We start from the raw sequence: 20,576 nt of genomic DNA, 5'->3' as shown, positions 1-20,576 counted from the left end.
CCGCCCGGGCGTCACTCGCTCGCCGAAGCCTCGCTCGCCGCGGCCTCGGCGGCGGCGATGCCGTCCAGGCGGGCGTACTGCTCGTCGGTCAGCCCGACGGCCAGTGCGCCCAGGTTCTCCGCCAGGTGCTTCCCGGACGTGGTGCCCGGGATCGGCAGGATGTTGGGCGAGCGGTGCAGCAGCCAGGCGAGCGCGGTCTGCGCCGGGGTGGCGCCGACCTCGCGGGCGACCTCGGCGACCGGGCCGTCCGCGCCCGCGTGGCCGCCGGTGGCGATCGGGAAGAACGGCAGGAACGCGATGCCGCGCTCGGCGGTGAAGTCCACCACCTCGTCGTGCCGGCGGGCGGCCAGGTTGTACCAGTTCTGCACGGTGGCGATCGGGGCGATCTCCAGGGCCTGCTCCAGTTCCCCGACGGTGACCTCGGAGAGGCCGATGTGCCGGACCTTGCCCTCGTCCTGCAACTGCTTGAGCGCGCCGATCTGGTCGGCCAGCGGAACCCCGGGGTCGATCCGGTGCAGCTGGAGCAGGTCGATCCGCTCGACCCGCAGCCGGCGCAGGCTCAGCTCGGCCTGCTGGCGGAGGTAGGCGGGGTGGCCGAGCGGGACCCACTCGGTCGGGCTCGGGCGGGTCACGCCGACCTTGGTGGCGACCACGACGTCCTCGGCGTACGGGTGCAGCGCCTCGGCGATCAGCTCCTCGCCGCCGCCGAGGGCGTAGGAGTCGGCGGTGTCGATGAGCTGGACGCCGTTCCCGACGGCGGCGCGCAGCACGTCCAGGGCGGCGGAGCGCGGGGTGGGGGCGTGCCAGATGACGGCGTCGGCGGGCTTGATGTCCGGGGTGTCGGCCAGGCGCATGGTGCCGTAGCCGATCCGGCGGACCGTCAAGTCACCGCCGATCGCGAAGGTCTGACGGTCGATCCGGTCGGTGCTGGTCTCGGTGTTCGTCATGCCCGTCACGCTACAATCTCTCATCCGTGTGAGATTCAAGGGGATGTGAGGGGTGTCACATGCGGATCGGTGAGCTGGCGGCGCGGACCGGGGTCAGTGTCCGACTGCTGCGGTACTACGAGGAGCAGGGCCTGCTGGAGGCGCGCCGTCCGGAGGGCGGGCACCGCCGGTACAGCGAGGACGCGCCGACGGTGGTCCGCAACATCCGGGCGCTGCTGGGGGCGGGGCTGTCCACCGGCGCCATCCGGGACGTGCTGCCCTGCGTGGACGGCGACGGCGCGGTGGCCCCCTGCATGCTGGAGGTGCTGGAGCAGCGGCTCGACCTGCTCGACCGGCAGATGCTGTCGCTCGGAGCGAGCCGGGCCGCGTTGGCGGGGATCGTCGAGGTGGCCCGGCGGGAGGCGTCGGTGCCGGCCTGAGGCCGCGGCCCCTACCGCTTCCCGCACCCGTGCTCGCGGACGAACACGCGCAGTTCGCCGGCCAGCGGCGCGGGCGCGATGCCGGGCAGCAGGAACCACCACAGCCGGACGATCCGCTCCGGCAGGTCGGCCCGCCCGGTGCGCAGGTGGGACATGATCTGCGAGCCGGTGCAGGAGGCGACCAGCACCTGGGCGAGCTCCTCGACGACGACGTCGTCGAGCAGTTCGCCGGCCCGCCGGGCGGCCTCCAGTTCGGCGCGGAACCGGTCGGCCCACATCTCGTACGGGCTGAAGTCGCGCAGCCCCAGCTGTCCCTGCTCGACGGCGAGGGTCACGCCGGCGCGCAGCAGCACGTTCCCCCGCAGCTCGTCGGCCAGGTAGAGGTTGGTCCGGATGAGCTGGCGCAGTCCCTCCGGCCGCTGCGGCAGGTCGAGGTCGGAGGTCTGCTCGTCGATGACCGCCCTGGCGAGGTCCTCCTTCGACTTGAAGTGGAAGTACATCGCCCCCTGCGTGGTCCCCGCCCGGTTGATGATCTTGCTGACGCTGGACCCGGTGAAGCCGTACTCGTCGAAGACCTGCGCGGCGGCCCGCAGGATGGACTCGCGGGTGCGCACGGCTCGTTCCTGCATGGCCCTTGCCACGAGTGGCTCCAAATGCCTCGGCAAACAAAAAGAACGACCTCTATGTTATTTGCTGTTCGCCTTCCGGACGCCCATGGACGGGCCGAAACCGGAGCCTTGGCCGCCGTACCCTGGACTCCCGCGTCGGACACCAGGGGGACGGACCGCGCATGGAACTCGGACAGCTCCGCACCTTCGAGGCGGTGGTCGTCCACCGCACCGTCGCCGGCGCCGCGATCGCCCTCGGCCTCGCGCCCGCCTCGGTCGCCGGGCAACTCCGCACCCTGGAGGGCTCGCTCGGCACGGCCCTGTTCGAGCGCTCGCCGCGCGGCATGACGCCGACCCGGGCCGGCCACCGTCTGCTGCCCTGGGCCCGCCGCCTGCTGGACCAGGCCGAACAGGCCCGCCGTGAGGTCGCCGACGTCCGGCCGGTCCTGCGGCTCGGCGCCCTGGGCGCGGTCGCCGTCACCCACGCGCCCGCGGTGCTCGCCCGGCTCGCCGAACGCCGTCCGGGCCTCGACGTCGCCCTGCACACCGACCCGGCCAGGGACCGCCTGCTGCACGGCGTCGCCGCCGGGAGCCTGGACGCCGCGCTCCTCCTGGACGCCCCCGGCCCGCTCGGCGCACTCGGCTTCGCCCTGCCGCCGGTCCAACTGGCCCACCTCGACCTGGAGGACGTGCCGCTCGCCCTGGTCGCCGCCCCCGGCTCCCCGTCCTCGGGTCAGCGGCTGCTGGTGAACGGCCCCGGCTGCTCCTTCCGCCTCGCCGGGGACCGCCTCTTCGGCCCCGGCGCGGAGCGCCTTCACACCGGTGACATCGCCGCCACCCGCGCCTGCGCCGAACGCGGCCTCGGCATGGCGCTGCTTCCCGAGTCCGCCGTCCGGGCCCACCTCACCGCCGGCGCCCTCCACCCCCTCGGCAGCCCAGCCGTCCCTCCACTCCGCCTCCGCCTGATCTGGCGCGCCGACCACGCGTCCGCCCACGCCGTCCACGAGGCCCTCCACGCCGCCGCCGGCCTCTGCTGAGCACGGCTCACCGCTCCCAGAACCGCTCCAGGTGGGCGTGCAGCACTTCCCCGGCCTGCCGCTCCGTCAGCCGCCCGACCAGCACGTGCGCGGTCAGCCCGTCCACCAGTGCCAGCAGAGTCCGCACCTCGACCGCCCGCGCCCCCTCGTCGGCCCCGGCCTCGGCCAGCAGCCCGAGGAACAGCTCCTCCGACGCCGCGTACGCGGCCCGCAGCGGCCCGGCCAGTGCCTCGCTCACCGCCGCCTGCGCCACGAAGGCCAGCCAGACCCGCGCCTCGGACCGGTACTCGGCCCGCAGCAGCGCCAACTCCTCGGCCGCGTAGCCGACCGCGCTCGCCGCCGACTGCGCCGGGCTGCCGCCCAGCCGTTCCCGCACCCGCCGCTCGATCCGCCCGCCGACGTGCCGGAGCGCGAAGACCAGCATCTCCTCCTTGGTGCGGAAGCACCGCTGGACGGCCCCCATCGAGAGTCCCGCCCGCTCGGCGACGTCCCGCACGGTGACGCCCTCCAGCCCGCTCTCGTCGGCGAGCCGGCAGACCGCCCCGGCGATCACCCGCCGCCGCTCGTCGAGGTCCACCTGCCTGGGCACGTCCGGCCTCCTCCGTATTCCGATGCACCCGTATCACTTCCTACACTACGCTTCCGATACGAGCGCATCACTACGTGTCCCGCGTCCTCTCCCTGGAGTCCCCGTGCCGAACACCGCACCCGCACACCTCCCCTGGGCCCGCACCGCCACCGCCCAGGCCCACGCCGTCCGCACCGGCGAGATCTCCGCCACCGACCTCATCGAGGCCCATCTGGCCCGGATCGCCGAGGTGAACCCCGAGGTCAACGCGATCACCCAGCTCCTCGCCGACCGCGCCCGCGCGCAGGCCGCCGCCACCGACCGCCGCCGCGCCGCCGGCGAACCGCTCGGCCCACTGGCCGGCGTGCCGTTCACGGTGAAGGAGACCACCCCGATCGAGGGCGTCCCGACCACCTTCGGCGTCCCGCGCTTCCGCGACCTGGTCGCCCCGGCCGACGCGCCCCCGGTCGCCCGCCTGCGCGCCGCCGGCGGGATCCCGATCGGCCACAGCAACATCCCCACCCTCGTCCTGGCCGGGATGCACACCCGCAGCGAACTCTTCGGCGACACCGTCAACCCCTGGGACCCGTCGGTCACCCCGGGCGGCAGCAGCGGCGGCGACGCGGTCGCCGTCGCCACCGGCATGGCCGCCCTCGGCCTAGGCAACGACTCCGGCGGGTCCCTCCGCGTCCCGGCCGCCTTCTGCGGCGTGGCCGGCCTCAAGCCGAGCTACGGCCGGTTCCCCGCCGACCACCGCGTCCTCGGCCCGGCCGACCCCGGCCCGGCCTCCCAACTCCTGGTCACCGAAGGCCCGCTGGCCCGCAGCGTCGCCGACCTGCGGCTCGCCTTCGAACTCCTCGCCGGCACCGACCCCCGCGACCCGCGCGCCGTCCCGGCCCCCCTGGACGGCGAACCACTGCCCACCCCCGTCAAGGTCGCCGTGGTCGCCGACCCCGGCGGCCACGGCGTCCACCCCACCGCCCGCGCCGCCGTCGCCACCGCCGCGGACGTCCTCGCCAACGCCGGCTACGACGTCCGCGAAGTCCCCGACGTCCCCCTCCTCGACGAGACCCTCGCCGCCTACGACCTCCTCACCGTCACCGAGTTCGCCCCCAACTGGCCGGCCGTCCGCCCCCTCCTCGGCCCCGGCGGCGACCGCTACCTCTCACCCGTCATGGCCCGCACCCGGCCCGCCTCCTCCGCCGAGTTCATGACCCTGATGGCCACCTGCCTCGCCATCCGCCGGGCCTGGGCCGAATTCCTCGACGACTTCCCCTCCTCCTCGCCCCCGTCTACACCGACCCGATCCCCACCCCCGGCCTGGAATCCCGCGACCCCGCCTCCCGCGACCGCGTCGCCACCGCCATGAACCTCTGCACCGCCACCAGCCTCGCCGCCCTCCCCGCCCTCACCCTCCCCACCGGCCTCACCCCCCACCACCCCCACCACCCCACCGCCGTCCAACTCATCACCCGCCCCTACCGCGAAGACCTCGCCCTCCAAGCCGCCCAAACCCTCGAATCCCACCTCCCCCCACTCACCCCCATCACCCCCCGCCGGTTGTCCTTGACTAACCAGCGGGGGCCGCGGCCGGCCGCAGGACCACCAGTGCCGTGACAGAGCGCCCCGGCCGACAACCGGCCTGTCCTTACACCACGTCAGGCAGCCGCTCAGATGCCGCTGCCCAACCACACCACGGCCGAGATGGGTGAGGCTCGGGCTCCAGCGCCGTGCGGTTTCATCTCGCAGCCTCGAAATCGGTCAGGGCCGGTCTCCTTTGCGGGAGACCGGCCCTGAGTTGGTCCTACTGGGTCGAAGTGGCGGGATCTGAACCCCCTGGCCCCTCAGCCCTGAAGCAAACCTGAGCGCCCAGCGGTCCGGTACTGCTCCGTCGACCGGAACCCCTCACTGACGCCAACGGGCGCGGTGCTGTCGTACACAGTTGAGGTCGATCTTGTGTTGGGGGTGCGTCCGCAGGGGTCCCATCTCGACGCCTCCCTTGATGATCACGAGATCGTCGCTCAGGACGAAGGCACCTGCGTCAAGCATGACGTGGCAGTTCGGGCAGAGGCAGAGAACGTTCGCGGCGATATCAGGTCCGTTGTGGGGGCTGCCAAGGGCTTGGATGTGGGCTCCCTCGCTGTAGCTGCCGCCGGGAACCTCAATGCGCAAGGCGCAGACCTGGCACTGGTTGTCGTGCCAGGCCTTGACCTGGCGTTTCACAGCGCTACTACGGACGATGCGCTGCACTGTGGTGGGTACCCGTTCGGGCGTCTCAGTGCCAGCGGCGGGCTGTTCAGAGTCGTCTTCGATCGGGAGTTCGTCGACCTCCGGCAGTTGTGCCGTCGCTATGGCAGCGGGGATCGGCGTGCCCTCATGCGCCTCCATGCGGAACTGCCATATCAAGTGACCGTCTATGCCGAGCTTGCTGCCGTAGCTCGTGACCCGGAACAGTCCGTCGTACCGGTAACCCGACTTGGGCGCATACTGGGAACCCTTGTGCGCCCCGCGCAGCACTCGAACGAGAAGGCCTTCCAGGTAGCTGGTGACCAGGGCTGCGTTTCCCGGATCTTCCAGGGTTTGGTCAGCAACCTGGTTCTTCGATGTGTCCTGTCCGCCGTGGCCGGTGTAGACAACTACGTCTCCGTAGTCCTCGTCGTCCTTGTAGCCACCAGAGAGGACGATCGACTCAGCGCCGGTCGCCTTCGTGCCACAGATGCCGGCCTGTAGCGGACGGTGCACCCCCGCCTCATGGGCCAAGCGGCGGGTACTGAACTCCTGGCCGACGTAAGCGTCGGGCGGCTCACCAATCATGGAGCCAGACTCGCACGGCGCGACAACAACCTGTATGCGATTTATGCCGCAGCGGGCTGCAGGCCCAAGCGTCAGCCTCGACCCGCACAGCCCTGGCCGGATCGGTCCGGCCGGTCGAGGTGCTGTGTTCCGCCGCATCGGTGCGTGGGCATGCTGATTCCGGGCGGGTGGGGGACCGGGGAGAGGGCCGTATGGCGGAGTTGGTGGTCAAGCCGTGGCGGGTGCCGGGGAAGGAGCGGCTCTACGTCAACAGGGCCGGAGTGCGGGACGGTTCGGTTGCGTGGCTGGACTTGAGGACCGGGGTCGTCACGGTCAACGTCCCCGAGCTGGAGGTTCTCGCGCTGGCCAAGGTCGAGGAGTGGTGCCGTTCCTCAGGGCAGCAGGTTCCGCCGCGCACGGTCCTGCGCAGGGGCGAATCCCGGGGGCCGGCGGTTCCGTTGCTTCCGCCGATGGGGGAGGGGGACGACCTCGCGCGCAACCGGCCGGGGGCGGGGTTGGAGAGCCTGGTGCGTCAGGGGGAGGAGAGGTACAGCCTTCTCGTGCGTCTCGCCGCGAAGGTCTCCCGCCAGCGCCTCGGCGATTCGAGCACGCTGCGCGGCCTGGAGGGCGAACGGATCGTCGGGGCCCGCCTGGAGCCGCTGAAGGCCGCCGGCTGGAAGGTGCTCCACGGTGTGCCGCTGCCCTCCGGGGCCGACATCGACCATGTGGTGATCGGACCGCCGGGGGTCTTCACGATCAACTCGAAGCATCACCCCGGCGCCACGGTGTGGGTCGGCGACAGGGTCGTGAAGGTCAACCGGAACGGCTTTCCGTACCTGGAGAACTCCGAGTTCGAGGCCAGCCGCACGGCCGGACTGCTGACGGAGTGGTGCGGCTTCGACGTCCCCGTGCGCCCTGTCATCGCCGTCGTGGGTGCTCGGAGGATCACCCACGGGGCCACGCCCGGGGTGGCGGTCATCGACGGAGACCGGATCGCCTCGATCCTGAGGGGCGGTCCCGCGGTGCTGTCCCCGGGCCGGGTGGATCTGATCTTCACCGTCGCCCGCCACCGGCACGTCTGGAGCCAGGTGGGCAGGCGCGCCCGGAAGAACGGTCGGCGGTCCTGACCCTGAGGCCCGGTCAACACCGGACGGGCACGCACAACGCCAGAGGGCCCACCGGATTTCTCCGATGGGCCCTCTGGACTGGGTCGGGGTGGCGGGATTTGAACCCACGGCCTCTTCGTCCCGAACGAAGCGCGCTACCAAGCTGCGCCACACCCCGGTCTTTCTGTTTGCCGCTCCGTCTCCTTCGCGACGAGTAGAACTCTACCGGACGCTCGCCGAGAGACGAAATCCGGTTTCTCGGCGAGCGGGGCGGGTGGGTCAGCGCGTGGTCGGGGTGAGGGTGAGAAGGGTGGCTTCGGGGGGGCAGGCGAAGCGGACGGGGGTGTAGCGGTTGGTGCCGCAGCCGGCCGAGACGTGGAGGTGGGAGCGGCTGCCGCCGGCCTGGTGGGTGGAGAGGCCCTTGACCCGCTTGGCGTCGAGGTCGCAGTTGGTGACCAGGGCGCCGTAGAAGGGGACGCAGAGCTGGCCGCCGTGGGTGTGGCCGGCGAGGATCAGCGGGTAGCGGTCGGCGGCGAAGGCGTCGAGGACGCGGAGGTAGGGGGCGTGCACGACGGCGAGGGAGAGGTCGGCGTCGGCGGAGGGGCCGCCGGCGACCTCGCTGTAGCGGTCGCGGCGGATGTGCGGGTCGTCCAGGCCGGTGAACTCCAGGTCGAGGCCGGCGACGGTGAGGCGGCCCCGGGTGTTGGTGAGGTCCAGCCAGCCGGCCGCGTCGAAGCCGTCGCGCAGCTTCTCCCACGGGTTGTGGACGGCCCCGGAGATGCCGCGCGCGGCGGTGCCGTCGGGGTTGTTCATGCCGTGGACGCCGCTGCGCATGGCCTTGAGGTAGCGGGCCGGGTTCCTGCGGGCGGGGCCGTAGTAGTCGTTGGACCCGAAGACGTAGACGCCGGGGAACTCCATCAGCGGTCCGAGCGCGTCCAGGACGGCCGGGACGCCGAGCGGGTCGGAGAGGTTGTCGCCGGTGTTGACCACCAGGTCGGGGCGCAGGCCGGCGAGGCTCTGCAGCCAGCGCTGCTTCCTGCCCTGGTTGCTCACCATGTGGATGTCGGAGACCTGCAGTACCCGGATGGGGCGGGCGCCTCGGGGGAGGACCGGGACCTCGACCCGCCGGAGGCGGAAGGAACGGACCTCGTACCCAGCGGAGTAGGCGAGGCAGGCGGCGCCGGTGGCGGCGATTCCGAGGGGAACGGAGTACAGCGGTCGCATCGTTCCATGCTCTCAGACGGCGGATCAGCAGGTGAACTGCCGGTGCGCGCAGGGTTGCCCGCCCGGGACGGCGGGCTCCGGGTCACTCCCCCTGCTGCTCGCGCCGGGCGCGCAGGGCGCGGACCTTGTGGCGGTTGCCGCACCGCTCCATCGAGCACCAGCGCCGCCGTCCGGGCCGCGAGGTGTCGACGAAGAGCAGGCGGCAGTCGTCGGCGCCGCACTCGCGGACGTGGTCCGCGTACGGGCCGGTGAACAGGGCGATGGCGTCGCGGGCGACGGTGGAGGCGAGCTGCTCGCCGTCGCCGGGCAGCGGCGCCGCCGCGGTGCCGTCCGTGGTGATCTGCGGGGCGAGCGGGGGACGGGCGGCGGCGCGGTTGAGCACGGCGTAGTCGGCCGGGTCCCCGGCGTCCGCGCCGTGGGCGGCGCGGGCCGCGGTGAGCCGCCAGAGGGCGTCCCGCAGGGTGCGGGCGGCGGTGAGCTGGTCGTCGGTGATCCGCACGGCGCCGGCCGGCAGGCCCAGCCGGGACCGGCCGGCCCAGTCGGCCAGGTCGACGGGGCGGTGCAGCACCTCGTACCGGGCGTACCGGCCGGGGCCGCCGGTGGGCAGTAGTTCCAGGCAGAGCGTGCCGGGGTCGAAGTGGAACCGTGCTCCGCCGGGGGTGTGCAGGACCAGGCCGGGGGCTCGCTCGTCGGTCATGTAACCACTTTAAATGGGGATGGGGAGGGAGGGGAGGGCGCGGGTTAATGGCGGGCGGCGCAACCTCGCGGATGGGAGACTCGGGGCCATGACCACGCTCAAGGAGCAGCTGCAGGAGGACCTCACGGCTGCCATCAGGGACCGGGACGAGCTGCGCTCGTCCACCATCCGGCTCACGCTGGCCGCCGTCACCAGCGAGGAGGTGGCGGGCAAGACGAAGCGCGAGCTGTCCGACGCCGACGTGCTGAAGGTCATCGGCCGGGAGGCGAAGAAGCGCCGGGAGGCCGCCGAGGCGTTCGGTGCCGCCGGACGGGCCGAGCAGGCCGCGCGGGAGCTGGCCGAGGGCGAGGTGCTGGCCGGGTACCTGCCCAAGCAGCTGTCCGACGAGGAGCTGACGGCGATCGTGGCCGCCGCCGTCGCGGAGAGCGGGGCGAGCGGGCCGCAGGGCATGGGCGCCGTGATGAAGCTGGTGCGGCCGAAGGTCGAGGGCCTGGCCGAGGGCGGCCGGGTGGCCGCCGCGGTGAAGGCCGCTCTGGCCGGCTGAGCGGGCGGGACAGCACACGGGACAGCAGACAGGACAGCACACAAGAGGGCGCCCCCGAGCCGATCGCTCGGGGGCGCCCCTCGTCGTTCACCGGGCGTCCGCTCAGTGGCGGCCGCGCCCGTTGCCGTTCCCGTTGCCGCCGTCACCGCCGCCGATGACGCCCGGCGGGAAGGTGAAGCCGCCGCCGATCACACCGCCCGCGTTGGTACCGGGGATGCCGGGGTTCGGCGCGGGCGGCGGGTTGCCACCGGCGTTCGGGTCGGTCGGCGGCGTGGCCGGCGGGGTGGCGTTCGGGTCCGGCTTGGGGGCCGGGTCCGGGATGTCGATGGTCTGGAAGGTCTCCTTGGGCGAGCCCTTCAGCGCGCCGTCCATGGCCATCTTCCAGATCGGGCCGGGACCGGTGGCACCGAAGACGCCGTCGGCGCCGTAGTAGGTGTCGCCGATCTTCATGTTCTTCATCTCGACGCCGCCGGTCGGGCCGCCGATCCAGACCGCGGTGGCGAGCTGCGGGGTGTAGCCGCTGAACCAGGCGGCCTTCTTCTTGTCGGTGGTACCGGTCTTGCCGGCGATCTGGCGGCCGTCCTCCAGGCCGAGGGTGGCGCCGGTGCCCTTCTCGGTCACGTTGAGCAGGACGGTGTTCATCGCGTCGGCGGTCTGCTCGGAGAAGGCCTGGGTGCAGCTGGTCTGCGGGACCTTGACGTCCGTGCCGTCGACCGTGGTGATCTTGTTGATCGAGATCGGCGTGCAGTGCTTGCCGCGGGCGGCGAAGGTCGCGTAGACGTTCGCCATGGTCAGCGGCGACATCTCCTTGGTGCCCAGGGTGATCGAGGGGACGACCTCGATCTTGTCGCCGGCGGCGGTGGTGGTGATGCCCAGCTTGTCGAGCATCTGCTTGACGGGGCAGAGCCCCATCTCCTGCTCCATCTGGACGAAGTAGGTGTTGACCGAGAGGGCCATCGCCTGCTTCAGCTCGTAGGGGCCGACCTCGCTCTTGCTCTCGTTCGGAACGTAGCGCTTGTCGCCCTTCTCGTTGTTCTTCCAGGTGCCTTCGCAGGTCTTCATCGTCGGCCACTCGATGCGGTTCTCCGACGGGTACGACTTGGTGGGCGGCATGCCGTTCTCGAGCGCGGCCGCGGCGATGATCGGCTTGAACGTCGAACCGGGCTGGAAGCCGTTGCCGCCGCCCATCGCGGCGTCGACGTTGAGGTTGACGACGGTCTGGTTCTTGGCCGGCTCCAGGCCGTACGGGCGGGTCTGGGCCATCGCCAGGATCTTGCCGGTGCCCGGCTCCATCATGGTCGTGGCGGCCGAGACCGGGTCGGTGACCTTGACCTTGCTGGTGACCGCGGCCTGGGCGGCGGCCTGCTTGTCCGGGTCGAGCGTGGTGTAGATGTTCAGACCGCCCTGGTCCCAGAACTTCTTGCGCTCGGCGGCGTTCTTGCCGAACACCGGGTCCTGCTTGACCACGTGCCGGACGTAGTCGCAGAAGAAGCCCATGCCCGCCTGGGCGGTGATGCAGCCGTTCTGCGGGTCCTTGTACTTCAGGCCCAGCGGGGCGGCCTTGGCCTCCTTGGCCTGGTCCGCGGTGATGTGCTTGTTCTCGAGCATCTTGTCGAGCACGACGTTGCGCCGCTTCACCGCGTTGTCCGGGAAGCGCACCGGGTCGTACTGCGACGGGTTCTGCACCAGGCCGGCCAGGGTGGCGGCCTCGGCGACGGTGAGGTCCTTGTTGGTCTTGCTGAAGTAGCGCTGGGACGCGGCCTCGATCCCGTACGCCTGGTGGCCGTAGAAGGTGATGTTGAGGTAGTTGGTGAGGATCTGGTCCTTCGTCAGGTCCTCCTCCAGCTTGATCGCGACCTTCAGCTCCTGGATCTTGCGGCCCAGGGTCTTGCGCTGGGCCTCCAGGACGGCGGCCTGGTCGTCGCCGGCCTTCTCGACGTTGACGTTCTTCACGTACTGCTGGGTCAGCGTCGAGGCGCCCTGGGAGGCGGTGCCGCTCTCCGCGTTCTTGCTGATCGCGCGCAGCACGCCCTTGAGGTCGACGGCGCCGTGCTCGTAGAAGCGGGCGTCCTCGATGTCGACCTGGGCCTGCCGCATGTACGGCGACATCTGGTCGGCGGTGAGGACGGTGCGGTCGCGCTCGTAGACCTTGGCGATCAGCCCGCCCTTGGCGTCGAAGATCTGGGTCGCCTGGGTGAGCGGCGGGGTCTTGAAGTCGTCCGAGATGTTGGAGAAGCCCTCCGCCGTGTTCTTGGCGGTGAGGCCGAGCGCGCCGACGGCGGGCAGGGCCATGCCGGCCAGCAGGACGCCGGAGAGCACGCTGACCCCCAGGAACTTCACTCCGTGTCCCGCGTAGTCCAGCGGTGACCCGCGGCGCTTGCCGCGCGGAGCTCCGGTGTTGCCGGGGGGCGGGGATGCCTGGGGGAGCTTCGGTGCCATGAGGAGAACCCTACGTTGCCGAATGCCACACACCGGGGCAGGTGTTCGCCTACGCTTGTCACAAGCTTGCGACAGCTTCGCTGCGTCAGCATCGATCACTCTTGTGAGTGATGAGAATTGCCCGAATTGCCCGCTCCTGGTGTGCTTTTGAGGCAGCTGTTGCTGGCTGCACCCCTGTGTCCGGTAGCACAGCGTGACGACCCGCGTGGCGAGAGTGGCGCCCGTGGCCCTGGCAAGGCTTGCGACCTGCGATCACTCCAACGAGTGAGCTGATCGCCACCCATAGTCCAATTGGGTCATTCGAGATTGAGCCCGAAGGGGCTGTTGCAAGCTGTCGTTCTTCCGTAACGTCCTCAACTGGCAACGGTGAATATGCCGTTGCCGCCGTGGGGGAGCCTCGATTCGGGAGAGGACGGCGCCGGCATGGGCTGGGTAGACGACTGGAGTGCGCAGGCCGCCTGCCGCACGAGTGATCCGGACGAACTGTTCGTCCAGGGGGCGGCGCAGAACCGCGCCAAGGCGGTGTGCAGCGGGTGCCCCGTGCGCACGGAGTGCCTGGCGGACGCACTGGACAACCGGGTGGAGTTCGGGGTCTGGGGCGGGATGACCGAGCGCGAGCGCCGGGCGCTGCTGCGCCGCAGGCCGACCGTGATCTCGTGGCGCCGGCTGCTGGAGACGGCGCGCACGGAGTACGAGGCCTCGCTGGCCACCGGCGTGATACTGACGGACTACGCCCAGGCGGGCTGAGCCCCCGGCGGCTTGAGCGCCGACATGGCTTGAGCTCCAGCGTGGCTTGAGCGCCGACGTGGCTTGAGCCCCTCGCGGCCCGCACTGCGACGGTCCGCCCGGGCTGGGGGGCCCGGGCCGGACCGGTGGACCGGCTCAGCCGGTGGAGCCGCTGAGCCGTTCGCCGATCGCCCGCAGTCCGTCCAGGTCGTGGACGTCCCCGGGCAGCGCGGCGACCTCGACGATCGGCACGTCCGGGTAGACCGAGACGAAGCGGTCGCGGGTCCGCCGCTCGCGCACCATCACCTGCATCCGCTCGGCGTGCAGCCGCAGCAGCCCGGCCGCGACCAGTTCGGCCTCCGGTGAGGTGTGCTCCGAACCGTTCTCCTCCAGCGCCTCCGCCGCCGCCAGCGCCCGTTCGGCGGTGAGCTGCGGCGCGCCCGTCCCGTGCACCCGGTTGAGCACCAGCCCGGCCAGCGGCATCCGGTCGGCGGCCAGCCGGTCCACGAAGTACGCCGCCTCGCGCAGCGCGTCCCGCTCCGGCGCGGCCACCACCAGGAACGCCGTGCCCGGCGCCTGGAGCAGCTGGTACGTGCGGTCCGCGCGCTCGCGGAAGCCGCCGAACATCGAGTCCATCGCGCTGACGAAGGTCTGCACGTCGGTCAGCAGCTGGGCGCCGAAGATCTTGCCGAGGGTGCCGGTGAGCAGGCCCATCCCGGCGTTCAGGAACTTCATTGCGGACCGGCCGCCGACCTTGGCCGGCGCGGTCAGGATCCGGATCACCTTGCCGTCGAGGAACGACCCGAGCCGGTTCGGCGCGTCCAGGAAGTCCAGCGCGGAGCGCGACGGCGGGGTGTCGACGACGATGAGGTCCCACTCCTCGGCCGCCCGCAGCTGGCCGAGCTTCTCCATCGCCATGTACTCCTGGGTGCCCGCGAAGCCGGCCGACAGCGACTGGTAGAACGGGTTCTCCATGATCGCCCGGGCCCGCTCGGGCTCGGCGTGGGCCAGCACGACCTCGTCGAAGGTCCGCTTCATGTCGAGCATCATGGCCTGGAGCTCGCCGTCGCCGCTCACGCCCTTGACGATCCGCGGGGTGTTGTCGAGTTCGGTCAGGCCCATCGACTGCGCCAGCCGGCGGGCCGGGTCGATGGTCAGCACGACCACCTTGCGGCCGCGCTCGGCGGCCCGCAGACCGATCGCCGCCGCGGTGGTGGTCTTGCCGACGCCGCCGGAGCCGCAGCAGACGATGATCCTGGTCTTCGGACTGTCGATCAGCTCGTCCACGGCGAGTCGGCCGCCGTCGTTGTTCACACTCGTGCGCCCGCTCACGCCGCCCCCTGCCGCTTCAGTTCGCCTGCCAGCCGGTAGAGCCCGCCGAGGTCCACACCCTCGCCCAGCAGCGGAAGTTCGTACGTCGGGAGCTTCAGCTGTTGCAGGTCGGCGCGCCGCGCGCGCTCCAGTTCCACCCGCTCGGCGTGCTCCCTGGCCTGTTCCAGCAGCGGGTCGAGCAGCGGTTCGACCGCCGCCCGGACGGTCTCCGGCTTGCGCGAGCGCCCGCCGAGGCCGGCCTCGCCGAGGGCCAGCGCGACCTCCTCGCGGTGGTCGCCGTCCACGGCCGCCACCGCCGCCGCGTCCAGCACCGGCGGCCGGACCATGTTGACCAGCACCCCGCCCACCGGTAGCCCGGCCTCATGCAGCTCGGCGAAGCCGTCGACGGTCTCCTGGACCGGCATCTCCTCCAGCAGGGTGACCAGGTGCACGGCGGTCTCCGCCGACTTCAGCACCCGCATCACGGCCTGCGCCTGGCTGTGGATCGGGCCTATCCGGGCCAGTCCGGCCACCTCGGAGTTGACGTTCAGGAACCGGGTGATCCGCCCGGTCGGCGGCGCGTCCATCACCACCGCGTCGTACCGCCGCCGCCCGTCCGGGCCCTTGCGGCGGGCGGCCTCGCAGGCCTTGCCGGTCAGCAGGACGTCCCGGACGCCGGGGGCGATGGTGGTGGCGAAGTCGACGAAGCCGACCTTCTGCAGCGCCTTCCCGGCCCGGCCGAGCTTGTAGAACATGTCGAGGTACTCGAGCAGGGCCTGTTCGGTGTCGATGGCGAGCGCGTGCACCTCCCCGCCCGCGTTCGCGGAGCCGTCCTGGGCCGGCAGGCCCAGCTGGGCCGGGGTGACCGAGGCGATCCGGCGCTCCTCGTACGGCAGCGCCGCTATGCCGAACAGCTCGGCGATGCCCTGCCGGCCCTCCACCTCGATCAGCAGCGTCCGGTGGCCCTCCGCGGCGAGCGCCAGCGCCAGCGCCGCGGCCACCGTGGTCTTCCCGGTGCCGCCCTTGCCGCTGACCACGTGCAACCGCACGCCCTCCCAGTCGGGATCGCGCCGGGCCGCCTGGCCGGGGGTGCGTGCCACGCTCCGTCTCCGTCCGTCTCCGAGGGCCGGCACCACACGGGTGCCCTTCCGCGAGGGTAACCAGGGACCGCGCCGGATGCCGGGACTACCCCGGGGGCCGGACCTGAATCATGCCCGGTTTGTGGGCCACCTCACACGCCGGAGCGCGCCCGGGCGCGGACCGTGCCGGTCCGCCGGGACGGAGCGTCTAGAGTCTGGCCATGACCAAGTGGGAATACATGACGGCACCCCTGCTCGTGCACGCCACGAAGCAGATCCTGGACAACTTCGGCGAGGACGGCTGGGAGCTCGTCCAGGTCGTACCGGGCCCGAACCCGGAGCAGCTGGTGGCCTACTTCAAGCGGGAGAAGCAGGCATGAGCAAGGTCGAGGAGAAGCTCGCCGAGCTGGGCCTGACCCTTCCGCCGGTGGCCGCCCCGGTCGCCGCCTACGTGCCCGCGCTGCGCACCGGTGAGTTCGTCTTCACCTCCGGCCAGCTGCCGATGGTGGCCGGCAAGCTGCCGAACACCGGCAAGGTCGGCGCCGAGGTCACCCCGGAGGAGGCCAAGGAGCTCGCGCGGATCTGCGCGCTGAACGCGCTGGCCGCCGTCAAGTCGGTGATCGGCGACCTCGACCTGATCGAGCAGGTCGTCAAGGTGGTCGGCTTCGTCGCCTCCGCCCCCGACTTCACCGGCCAGCCCGGTGTGATCAACGGCACCAGCGAGCTGCTCGGCCAGGTCCTCGGCGACGCCGGTGTGCACGCCCGCAGCGCGGTCGGCGTCACCGTGCTTCCGCTGGACGCCCCGGTCGAGGTCGAGCTTCAGGTCCGCGTCCGCACCGGAGCCTGAGCCGCACCCGGACGCGCGCGCCCGCCGGGGGCGGGGCCGGACAATGGATCACCCCTGTCCAACCCCGCCCCCGGGCGCTTAGCATCCGGGCATGGACCAGCGAGCAACGACGCTCCCGATGCCGCCCGGCTGGCCCGCCCGGATCAGGGCGGCCGACGCCGGCGAGCTGACCCCGCCCGTGCCGAAGCCGTCCGCCACCGTGGTGCTGCTCCGGGACCCGGGCGCGGACGTCGACCCGGGCGCGGTCACGGGGGCGGGCGCGGTCACGGCCGCCGGCCCGGAGGCGTACCTGCTGCGCCGCCGCACCTCGATGGCGTTCGCCGCCGGTATGTACGCCTACCCGGGCGGCGGGGTGGACCGCCGGGACGCCGAGGCCGAACTCGGCTGGGCCGGCCCCGGCCCGCGCGCCTGGGCCGAGCGGCTCGGGGTGGACCCCGCGACCGCGCAGGCGGTGGTCTGCGCCGCGGTCCGCGAGACCTTCGAGGAGGCCGGGGTGCTGCTGGCCGGCCCCGACGCCGGCAGCGTCGCCGAACCCCGCGACTGGAGCGCCGAGCGCGCCGCGCTGGAGGCCCACGAGCTCTCCTTCGCCGACTTCCTGCGCGACCACGGCCTGCTGCTGCGCAGCGACCTGCTGGCCGGCTGGGCGCGCTGGATCACCCCGGCGTTCGAGGAACGCCGCTACGACACCTGGTTCTTCGTGGCCGCCCTGCCGCCCGGACAGGACGCCGCCCGTGAGGTCGGCGAGGCCGACCGGGTCGCCTGGCTCACCCCGGCCGAGGCCGTGCGCGGCTACGAGGAGGGTCGGTACGGCATGCTGCCGCCGACCGTCACCGTGCTGCGCGAACTGCTGCCGGTGCGCAGCGCCGCCGAGGCGCTTCGCGCGGCGGCCGGGCGTTCGCTGGAGCCGGTGCTCGGCCGCGCCGAGGTGCGTGGTGAGCGACTGACCGTGCGCTGGCCGGGGTACGACGAACTGACCATCGACGGCACCTTCCCCGCAGGGCGCACCGGCTGACGCCGCGCGCCTGATCCTGCCCCTTCCATCCTGTCCCCTTCATCCGGAAAGGACCGACGCCCGATGACCCACAACGACGTGGCTCGCCGGACGGCACCCGAGATGCCCGCCCGCAGCCTGACCCCGCGCACCCCGGCCTGTGACAGCGGCGAGGTCCGCTTCACCGAGGTGGCCCAGCGCGCCCTCGCCCGGACACTGCCCCTGCGCCTGCTGCATCGCGACGGCGAGGGCGGCCGGTGAGCGGACTCCTGCCCGGTGACCCCGCCGCCGCGATCGGCGGCGAGGCCACCGCCCGTGCGCTCTGCGTGCTGGCGCCGAACCCGTCCCCGATGACGCTCGACGGCACCAACACCTGGCTGCTCGCCGAGCCGGGTTCGGACCTCGCGGTGGTGATCGACCCGGGCCCGCTGCACGAGGGCCATCTGCGCCGGGTGATCGAGACCGCCGAGCAGCGGGGGCAGCGGGTGGCGCTCACCCTGCTGACCCACGGGCACGCCGACCACTCCGAGGGCGCGGCCCGGTTCGCGGAGCTGACCGGGACCGAGGTCCGCGCGCTGGACCCGGCGCACCGGCTCGGCTCCGAGGGCCTCACCCACGGCGAGCGCCTGGACGTCGGCGGGCTCGACCTGCGGGTGGTCGCCACGCCCGGCCACACCTCGGACTCGCTGACCTTCCACCTGCCGGCCGACGGCGCGATCCTCACCGGGGACACCGTGCTCGGGCGCGGCACCACGATGGTCGCCCACCCGGACGGCCGGCTCGGCGACTACCTGGACTCGCTGCGCCACCTGCACACCATGGCCGCCGAGCACGGGGTGCGCACGGTGCTGCCCGGCCACGGGCCGGTGCTCGCGGATGCGCTCGGCGCGGTGGACTACTACCTGGCGCACCGGGCGGCCCGGCTGGCCCAGGTGGAGACGGCGGTCGAGGCCGGCTGCCGCACGGCCGCCGAGGTGGTGGCCCGGGTCTACGCGGACGTGGACCGCTCGCTGTGGCCGGCCGCCGAACTGTCGGTCCGCGCCCAGCTGCGGTACCTCCGGGACCACGGGCTGATCCCGGACTGACGCCCGCACAGGTGAAGGGCCCGTACGCCGGAGCGTACGGGCCCTTCCCGTGGTGCGGTGCGCGGCTACCGGGACCGGCGCGAGAGCCGCTCGACGTCCAGCAGGACGACCGCGCGGGCCTCCAGCTTCAGCCAGCCGCGGCCGGCGAAGTCGGCGAGCGCCTTGTTGACCGTCTCGCGGGAGGCGCCGACCAGCTGGGCCAGTTCCTCCTGGGTGAGGTCGTGGGCGACGTGGATGCCTTCGTCGGACTGCACGCCGAAGCGGCGGGAGAGGTCCAGCAGGGCCTTGGCGACGCGCCCGGGCACGTCGGAGAAGACCAGGTCGGACATCACGTCGTTGGTCCGGCGCAGGCGGCGGGCGATCGCGCGCAGCAGCGCGATCGAGACCTCGGGGCGGGCGTGCAGCCAGGGCTGGAGGTCGCCGTGGCCGAGGCCGAGCAGCTTGACCTCGGTCAGCGCGCTCGCGGTGGCGGTGCGCGGACCCGGGTCGAACAGCGAGAGTTCGCCGATCATCTCGCTGGGGCCGAGGACGGCGAGCATGTTCTCGCGGCCGTCCGGCGAGGCGCGGTGCAGCTTGACCTTGCCCTCGGCGACGACGTACAGGCGGTCGCCCGGGTCGCCCTCGTGGAACAGCGACTCGCCGCGGGCGAGCGTCACCTCGGTCATGGAAGCGCGCAGCTCGCCGGCCTGTTCGTCGTCGAGTGCCGCGAAGAGTGCGGCGCGCCGCAGAACGTCGTCCACGTGCTTCCTCCTTCTCGGCCGGCCGGCCGTCAAGCCCTCCGGCACAAGTTCGTACAGTGCTCTGCATCACCAAGCATGGCGCATGTCGCTCCGATCATATGAGGAGGGGGTGTGCGGAGGTGTGCTGCGCGGGGCCATTCGTACCGCCGGATTCGTCCCGGGAGCGGGCCGAACCGGCAGGTCAGCCGGTGGGTTGGGCCGGGCGGTTCGGTCCGGGGCGATCGGGCCGGGTCGGAGTTCGTGTCGGATCCGATCCGATTCAGTCTTGATCGGTCTTGATCGGTCAACTGAGGACCGGCCAGGGCAGGTCGGGGCCGGTCAGGAGAGATCAGGGAAGACCAGGGAAGACCAGGGAAGGTCAGGAGAGGGCAGGTCGGGGCAGGTCAGGGCAGGTCGGGGTCGAGCAGGGCGTCGGCGAGGGCCGTCCGGGCGTGCAGCACGGCGTGACCGGCACGGTGCGCGCTGGTCAGTCCGGCCGCGCGCAGCGCGGTGAGGTGCTGGGAGGCGCCGGCGGCGGAGAGCCCGGTGCGCCGCGCCAGTTCGGTCGTGGAGGCCGGCGCGTCGAGTCCGGCGAGCAGCCGGGCCCGGGAGCGGCCGAGGACGGCGGCGAGCGCGTCCGGGGCGCCGGCGGCCGGGCGGGGCTCCCAGAGGGTGGCGATCCCGCGCGCCGGATAGGCGAGCTGCGGCGGGTCCGGCGGCAGCGCGCGGGTCAGCACCCGTGGCCAGGCGAACACCGAGGGCACCAGCACCAGGCCGGCCCCGGCGTCCAGCCGCTCGACCGCGCAGTGCCGCTGCTCCAGCCGCAGCGCCCCGTGCCCGCGGCCGTCCCAGCGGACCGTCCGGTGCAGGTCGTCGAGCACCCGGGCGGTGCCGTGCCCGACCGCCTGACGGGCGCGGTGCAGTACGTCGGCGTCGAGCAGGGCGCGGATCCGGGCCCAGTACGGCGCCAGCGCGAGCTCCCAGTACGCCTCGATGTCGGCCGCGAGCCGGGGCAGCCGGGCGGCCGGGTCGCGGTGGAGCGGTTCGAGCTCGGCGGGCAGCCGGCCGCCCCGCTCGGCGGCCAGTACGGCGAGGTCGGCGCGGACCAGTTCCGGGGAGGCCGCGGTGATCGCGGCCAGCTCGTCGGCGAGCGCGGGTGCGGCGGTGGAGGGGACGGGGTTGAGGAAGTCCGGCAGGTGACCGGTGGGCGGGACCATCGCGGCCAGCCGCCGGACGGCGGGCCCGGCGGCGGCCAGCCGGGGGCGGACCTGCGCGGCCCAGTGCCGGTGCGGCGCGGGGACGACCGGCTGGGCGAGCACCCGGAGGCTGGTCACCACCTCCCACATCGGGGAGACGGCGAACCTGGTGCGCGCCAGGTCGTCCGCCGACAGCGCCAGCTCGGTCCGCAATCGGTGCCCCCTGCCTCTTTGATTCGG

The 20,576-nt window shown here is 72.7% G+C and carries 21 protein-coding genes, 1 tRNA gene and 1 pseudogene; 11 read left to right on the top strand and 12 right to left on the bottom strand.

Going from position 1 to position 20,576, the window contains the following annotated elements; translation table 11 throughout:
• Window positions 1-11 precede the first annotated feature (11 nt).
• Entirely contained in the window at window positions 12-947 is a 936-nt protein-coding gene (locus ACFZBX_RS01965; protein WP_391530852.1) for an aldo/keto reductase, read from the bottom strand.
• A 59-nt stretch (window positions 948-1,006) separates the two neighbouring features.
• Between ACFZBX_RS01965 and ACFZBX_RS01960 the strand changes: the two genes are divergently transcribed.
• Window positions 1,007-1,366: a MerR family transcriptional regulator gene (locus tag ACFZBX_RS01960; RefSeq protein ID WP_391530851.1), complete on the top strand. Its 360-nt coding sequence runs from the start codon at window positions 1,007-1,009 to the stop codon at window positions 1,364-1,366.
• 11 nt (window positions 1,367-1,377) lie between these two features.
• Here the strand turns inward: ACFZBX_RS01960 and ACFZBX_RS01955 are convergent, their stop codons facing one another.
• Window positions 1,378-1,980, bottom strand: a complete 603-nt coding sequence (locus ACFZBX_RS01955; protein WP_391530849.1) for a ScbR family autoregulator-binding transcription factor — start codon at window positions 1,978-1,980, stop codon at window positions 1,378-1,380.
• A gap of 176 nt (window positions 1,981-2,156) precedes the next feature.
• Here ACFZBX_RS01955 and ACFZBX_RS01950 point away from each other — a divergent pair, with 176 nt between their 5' ends.
• Entirely contained in the window at window positions 2,157-3,011 is an 855-nt protein-coding gene (locus ACFZBX_RS01950) for a LysR family transcriptional regulator (RefSeq protein ID WP_391530848.1), read from the top strand.
• A gap of 7 nt (window positions 3,012-3,018) precedes the next feature.
• On the opposite strand, the gene ACFZBX_RS01945 is transcribed toward ACFZBX_RS01950, so the two are convergent.
• Window positions 3,019-3,600 (bottom strand): TetR/AcrR family transcriptional regulator, encoded by a 582-nt coding sequence (locus ACFZBX_RS01945; protein ID WP_391530847.1) that lies wholly within the window; start codon window positions 3,598-3,600, stop codon window positions 3,019-3,021.
• A 103-nt stretch (window positions 3,601-3,703) separates the two neighbouring features.
• Here ACFZBX_RS01945 and ACFZBX_RS01940 point away from each other — a divergent pair.
• Window positions 3,704-5,196: pseudogene (locus ACFZBX_RS01940) on the top strand (amidase).
• 288 nt (window positions 5,197-5,484) lie between these two features.
• Here the strand turns inward: ACFZBX_RS01940 and ACFZBX_RS01935 are convergent.
• Window positions 5,485-6,393 carry a YDG/SRA domain-containing protein gene (locus ACFZBX_RS01935; protein WP_391530845.1) on the bottom strand — a complete coding sequence of 303 codons (909 nt, stop codon included), beginning with the start codon at window positions 6,391-6,393 and terminating at the stop codon, window positions 5,485-5,487.
• Window positions 6,394-6,512: 119 nt separating this feature from the next.
• Between ACFZBX_RS01935 and ACFZBX_RS01930 the strand changes: the two genes are divergently transcribed.
• Window positions 6,513-7,499, top strand: coding sequence for a nuclease-related domain-containing protein (locus ACFZBX_RS01930; RefSeq protein WP_391530844.1), 987 nt, complete (start codon window positions 6,513-6,515; stop codon window positions 7,497-7,499).
• Window positions 7,500-7,582: 83 nt separating this feature from the next.
• Here ACFZBX_RS01930 and ACFZBX_RS01925 read toward each other — a convergent pair.
• From ACFZBX_RS01925 to ACFZBX_RS01915, 3 genes are all read right to left on the bottom strand, one after another.
• Window positions 7,583-7,656 (bottom strand) — tRNA-Pro (locus ACFZBX_RS01925).
• A gap of 101 nt (window positions 7,657-7,757) precedes the next feature.
• Window positions 7,758-8,702: a metallophosphoesterase gene (locus tag ACFZBX_RS01920; protein ID WP_391530843.1), complete on the bottom strand. Its 945-nt coding sequence runs from the start codon at window positions 8,700-8,702 to the stop codon at window positions 7,758-7,760.
• A gap of 82 nt (window positions 8,703-8,784) precedes the next feature.
• Entirely contained in the window at window positions 8,785-9,399 is a 615-nt protein-coding gene (locus ACFZBX_RS01915; protein ID WP_391530842.1) for a CGNR zinc finger domain-containing protein, read from the bottom strand.
• 88 nt (window positions 9,400-9,487) lie between these two features.
• On the opposite strand from ACFZBX_RS01915, the gene ACFZBX_RS01910 reads away from it, so the two are divergent.
• Entirely contained in the window at window positions 9,488-9,943 is a 456-nt protein-coding gene (locus tag ACFZBX_RS01910; RefSeq protein WP_391530840.1) for a GatB/YqeY domain-containing protein, read from the top strand.
• A gap of 102 nt (window positions 9,944-10,045) precedes the next feature.
• On the opposite strand, the gene ACFZBX_RS01905 is transcribed toward ACFZBX_RS01910, so the two are convergent.
• Complete coding sequence (locus ACFZBX_RS01905; protein WP_391530838.1) at window positions 10,046-12,382, bottom strand: transglycosylase domain-containing protein; 2,337 nt, start codon at window positions 12,380-12,382, stop codon at window positions 10,046-10,048.
• 423 nt (window positions 12,383-12,805) lie between these two features.
• Between ACFZBX_RS01905 and ACFZBX_RS01900 the strand changes: the two genes are divergently transcribed.
• Window positions 12,806-13,129 carry a WhiB family transcriptional regulator gene (locus ACFZBX_RS01900; RefSeq protein WP_344338874.1) on the top strand — a complete coding sequence of 108 codons (324 nt, stop codon included), beginning with the start codon at window positions 12,806-12,808 and terminating at the stop codon, window positions 13,127-13,129.
• Between the two features lie 135 nt (window positions 13,130-13,264).
• Here ACFZBX_RS01900 and ACFZBX_RS01895 read toward each other — a convergent pair whose 3' ends face one another.
• On the bottom strand, window positions 13,265-14,440 hold the full coding sequence (locus ACFZBX_RS01895; RefSeq protein WP_391530837.1) for an ArsA family ATPase: 1,176 nt from the start codon (window positions 14,438-14,440) through the stop codon (window positions 13,265-13,267).
• Entirely contained in the window at window positions 14,437-15,519 is a 1,083-nt protein-coding gene (locus tag ACFZBX_RS01890) for an ArsA-related P-loop ATPase (protein WP_391530835.1), read from the bottom strand. Before ACFZBX_RS01890 ends, ACFZBX_RS01895 begins: the two co-directional genes overlap by 4 nt.
• 200 nt (window positions 15,520-15,719) lie before the next feature.
• On the opposite strand from ACFZBX_RS01890, the gene ACFZBX_RS01885 reads away from it, so the two are divergent.
• From ACFZBX_RS01885 to ACFZBX_RS01865, 5 genes are all read left to right on the top strand, one after another.
• The gene (locus ACFZBX_RS01885) at window positions 15,720-15,878 is read left to right on the top strand and encodes a DUF4177 domain-containing protein (RefSeq protein ID WP_350541473.1); all 159 of its coding nucleotides are present in this window, start codon (window positions 15,720-15,722) and stop codon (window positions 15,876-15,878) included.
• On the top strand, window positions 15,875-16,345 hold the full coding sequence (locus ACFZBX_RS01880) for a RidA family protein (protein ID WP_391530834.1): 471 nt from the start codon (window positions 15,875-15,877) through the stop codon (window positions 16,343-16,345). The genes ACFZBX_RS01885 and ACFZBX_RS01880 overlap by 4 nt, the downstream gene beginning before the upstream one ends.
• A gap of 91 nt (window positions 16,346-16,436) precedes the next feature.
• Window positions 16,437-17,357, top strand: coding sequence for an NUDIX hydrolase (locus ACFZBX_RS01875; RefSeq protein WP_391530833.1), 921 nt, complete (start codon window positions 16,437-16,439; stop codon window positions 17,355-17,357).
• A 63-nt stretch (window positions 17,358-17,420) separates the two neighbouring features.
• Complete coding sequence (locus ACFZBX_RS01870; RefSeq protein ID WP_391530831.1) at window positions 17,421-17,597, top strand: hypothetical protein; 177 nt, start codon at window positions 17,421-17,423, stop codon at window positions 17,595-17,597.
• On the top strand, window positions 17,594-18,421 hold the full coding sequence (locus ACFZBX_RS01865; protein WP_391530830.1) for an MBL fold metallo-hydrolase: 828 nt from the start codon (window positions 17,594-17,596) through the stop codon (window positions 18,419-18,421). Before ACFZBX_RS01870 ends, ACFZBX_RS01865 begins: the two co-directional genes overlap by 4 nt.
• A 65-nt stretch (window positions 18,422-18,486) precedes the next feature.
• Here the strand turns inward: ACFZBX_RS01865 and ACFZBX_RS01860 are convergent, their stop codons facing one another.
• Both ACFZBX_RS01860 and ACFZBX_RS01855 read right to left on the bottom strand, forming a co-directional pair.
• Window positions 18,487-19,161, bottom strand: coding sequence for a Crp/Fnr family transcriptional regulator (locus ACFZBX_RS01860; protein WP_030060009.1), 675 nt, complete (start codon window positions 19,159-19,161; stop codon window positions 18,487-18,489).
• 383 nt (window positions 19,162-19,544) lie between these two features.
• Window positions 19,545-20,549 (bottom strand): DUF5937 family protein, encoded by a 1,005-nt coding sequence (locus ACFZBX_RS01855; RefSeq protein ID WP_391530828.1) that lies wholly within the window; start codon window positions 20,547-20,549, stop codon window positions 19,545-19,547.
• Between the last annotated feature and the right edge of the window lie 27 nt (window positions 20,550-20,576).

Origin of the sequence: Kitasatospora sp. NPDC008115, from assembly GCF_042957205.1 — a bacterium.
Lineage (GTDB): Bacteria > Actinomycetota > Actinomycetes > Streptomycetales > Streptomycetaceae > Kitasatospora.
This window is presented reverse-complemented; position numbering and strand designations above follow the sequence as displayed.

Excerpts from the sequence above, each read along its gene's own strand:
- ACFZBX_RS01915 (WP_391530842.1), bottom strand. The coding sequence starts at position 9,399 with ATGACCGACGAGCGAGCCCCCGGCCTGGTCCTGCACACCCCCGGCGGA.
- ACFZBX_RS01905 (WP_391530838.1), bottom strand. The coding sequence starts at position 12,382 with ATGGCACCGAAGCTCCCCCAGGCATCCCCGCCCCCCGGCAACACCGGA.
- ACFZBX_RS01880 (WP_391530834.1), top strand. The coding sequence starts at position 15,875 with ATGAGCAAGGTCGAGGAGAAGCTCGCCGAGCTGGGCCTGACCCTTCCG.
- ACFZBX_RS01960 (WP_391530851.1), top strand. The coding sequence starts at position 1,007 with ATGCGGATCGGTGAGCTGGCGGCGCGGACCGGGGTCAGTGTCCGACTG.
- ACFZBX_RS01900 (WP_344338874.1), top strand. The coding sequence starts at position 12,806 with ATGGGCTGGGTAGACGACTGGAGTGCGCAGGCCGCCTGCCGCACGAGT.
- ACFZBX_RS01885 (WP_350541473.1), top strand. The coding sequence starts at position 15,720 with ATGACCAAGTGGGAATACATGACGGCACCCCTGCTCGTGCACGCCACG.
- ACFZBX_RS01920 (WP_391530843.1), bottom strand. The coding sequence starts at position 8,702 with ATGCGACCGCTGTACTCCGTTCCCCTCGGAATCGCCGCCACCGGCGCC.
- ACFZBX_RS01950 (WP_391530848.1), top strand. The coding sequence starts at position 2,157 with ATGGAACTCGGACAGCTCCGCACCTTCGAGGCGGTGGTCGTCCACCGC.
- ACFZBX_RS01910 (WP_391530840.1), top strand. The coding sequence starts at position 9,488 with ATGACCACGCTCAAGGAGCAGCTGCAGGAGGACCTCACGGCTGCCATC.
- ACFZBX_RS01935 (WP_391530845.1), bottom strand. The coding sequence starts at position 6,393 with ATGATTGGTGAGCCGCCCGACGCTTACGTCGGCCAGGAGTTCAGTACC.
- ACFZBX_RS01965 (WP_391530852.1), bottom strand. The coding sequence starts at position 947 with ATGACGAACACCGAGACCAGCACCGACCGGATCGACCGTCAGACCTTC.
- ACFZBX_RS01875 (WP_391530833.1), top strand. The coding sequence starts at position 16,437 with ATGGACCAGCGAGCAACGACGCTCCCGATGCCGCCCGGCTGGCCCGCC.
- ACFZBX_RS01870 (WP_391530831.1), top strand. The coding sequence starts at position 17,421 with ATGACCCACAACGACGTGGCTCGCCGGACGGCACCCGAGATGCCCGCC.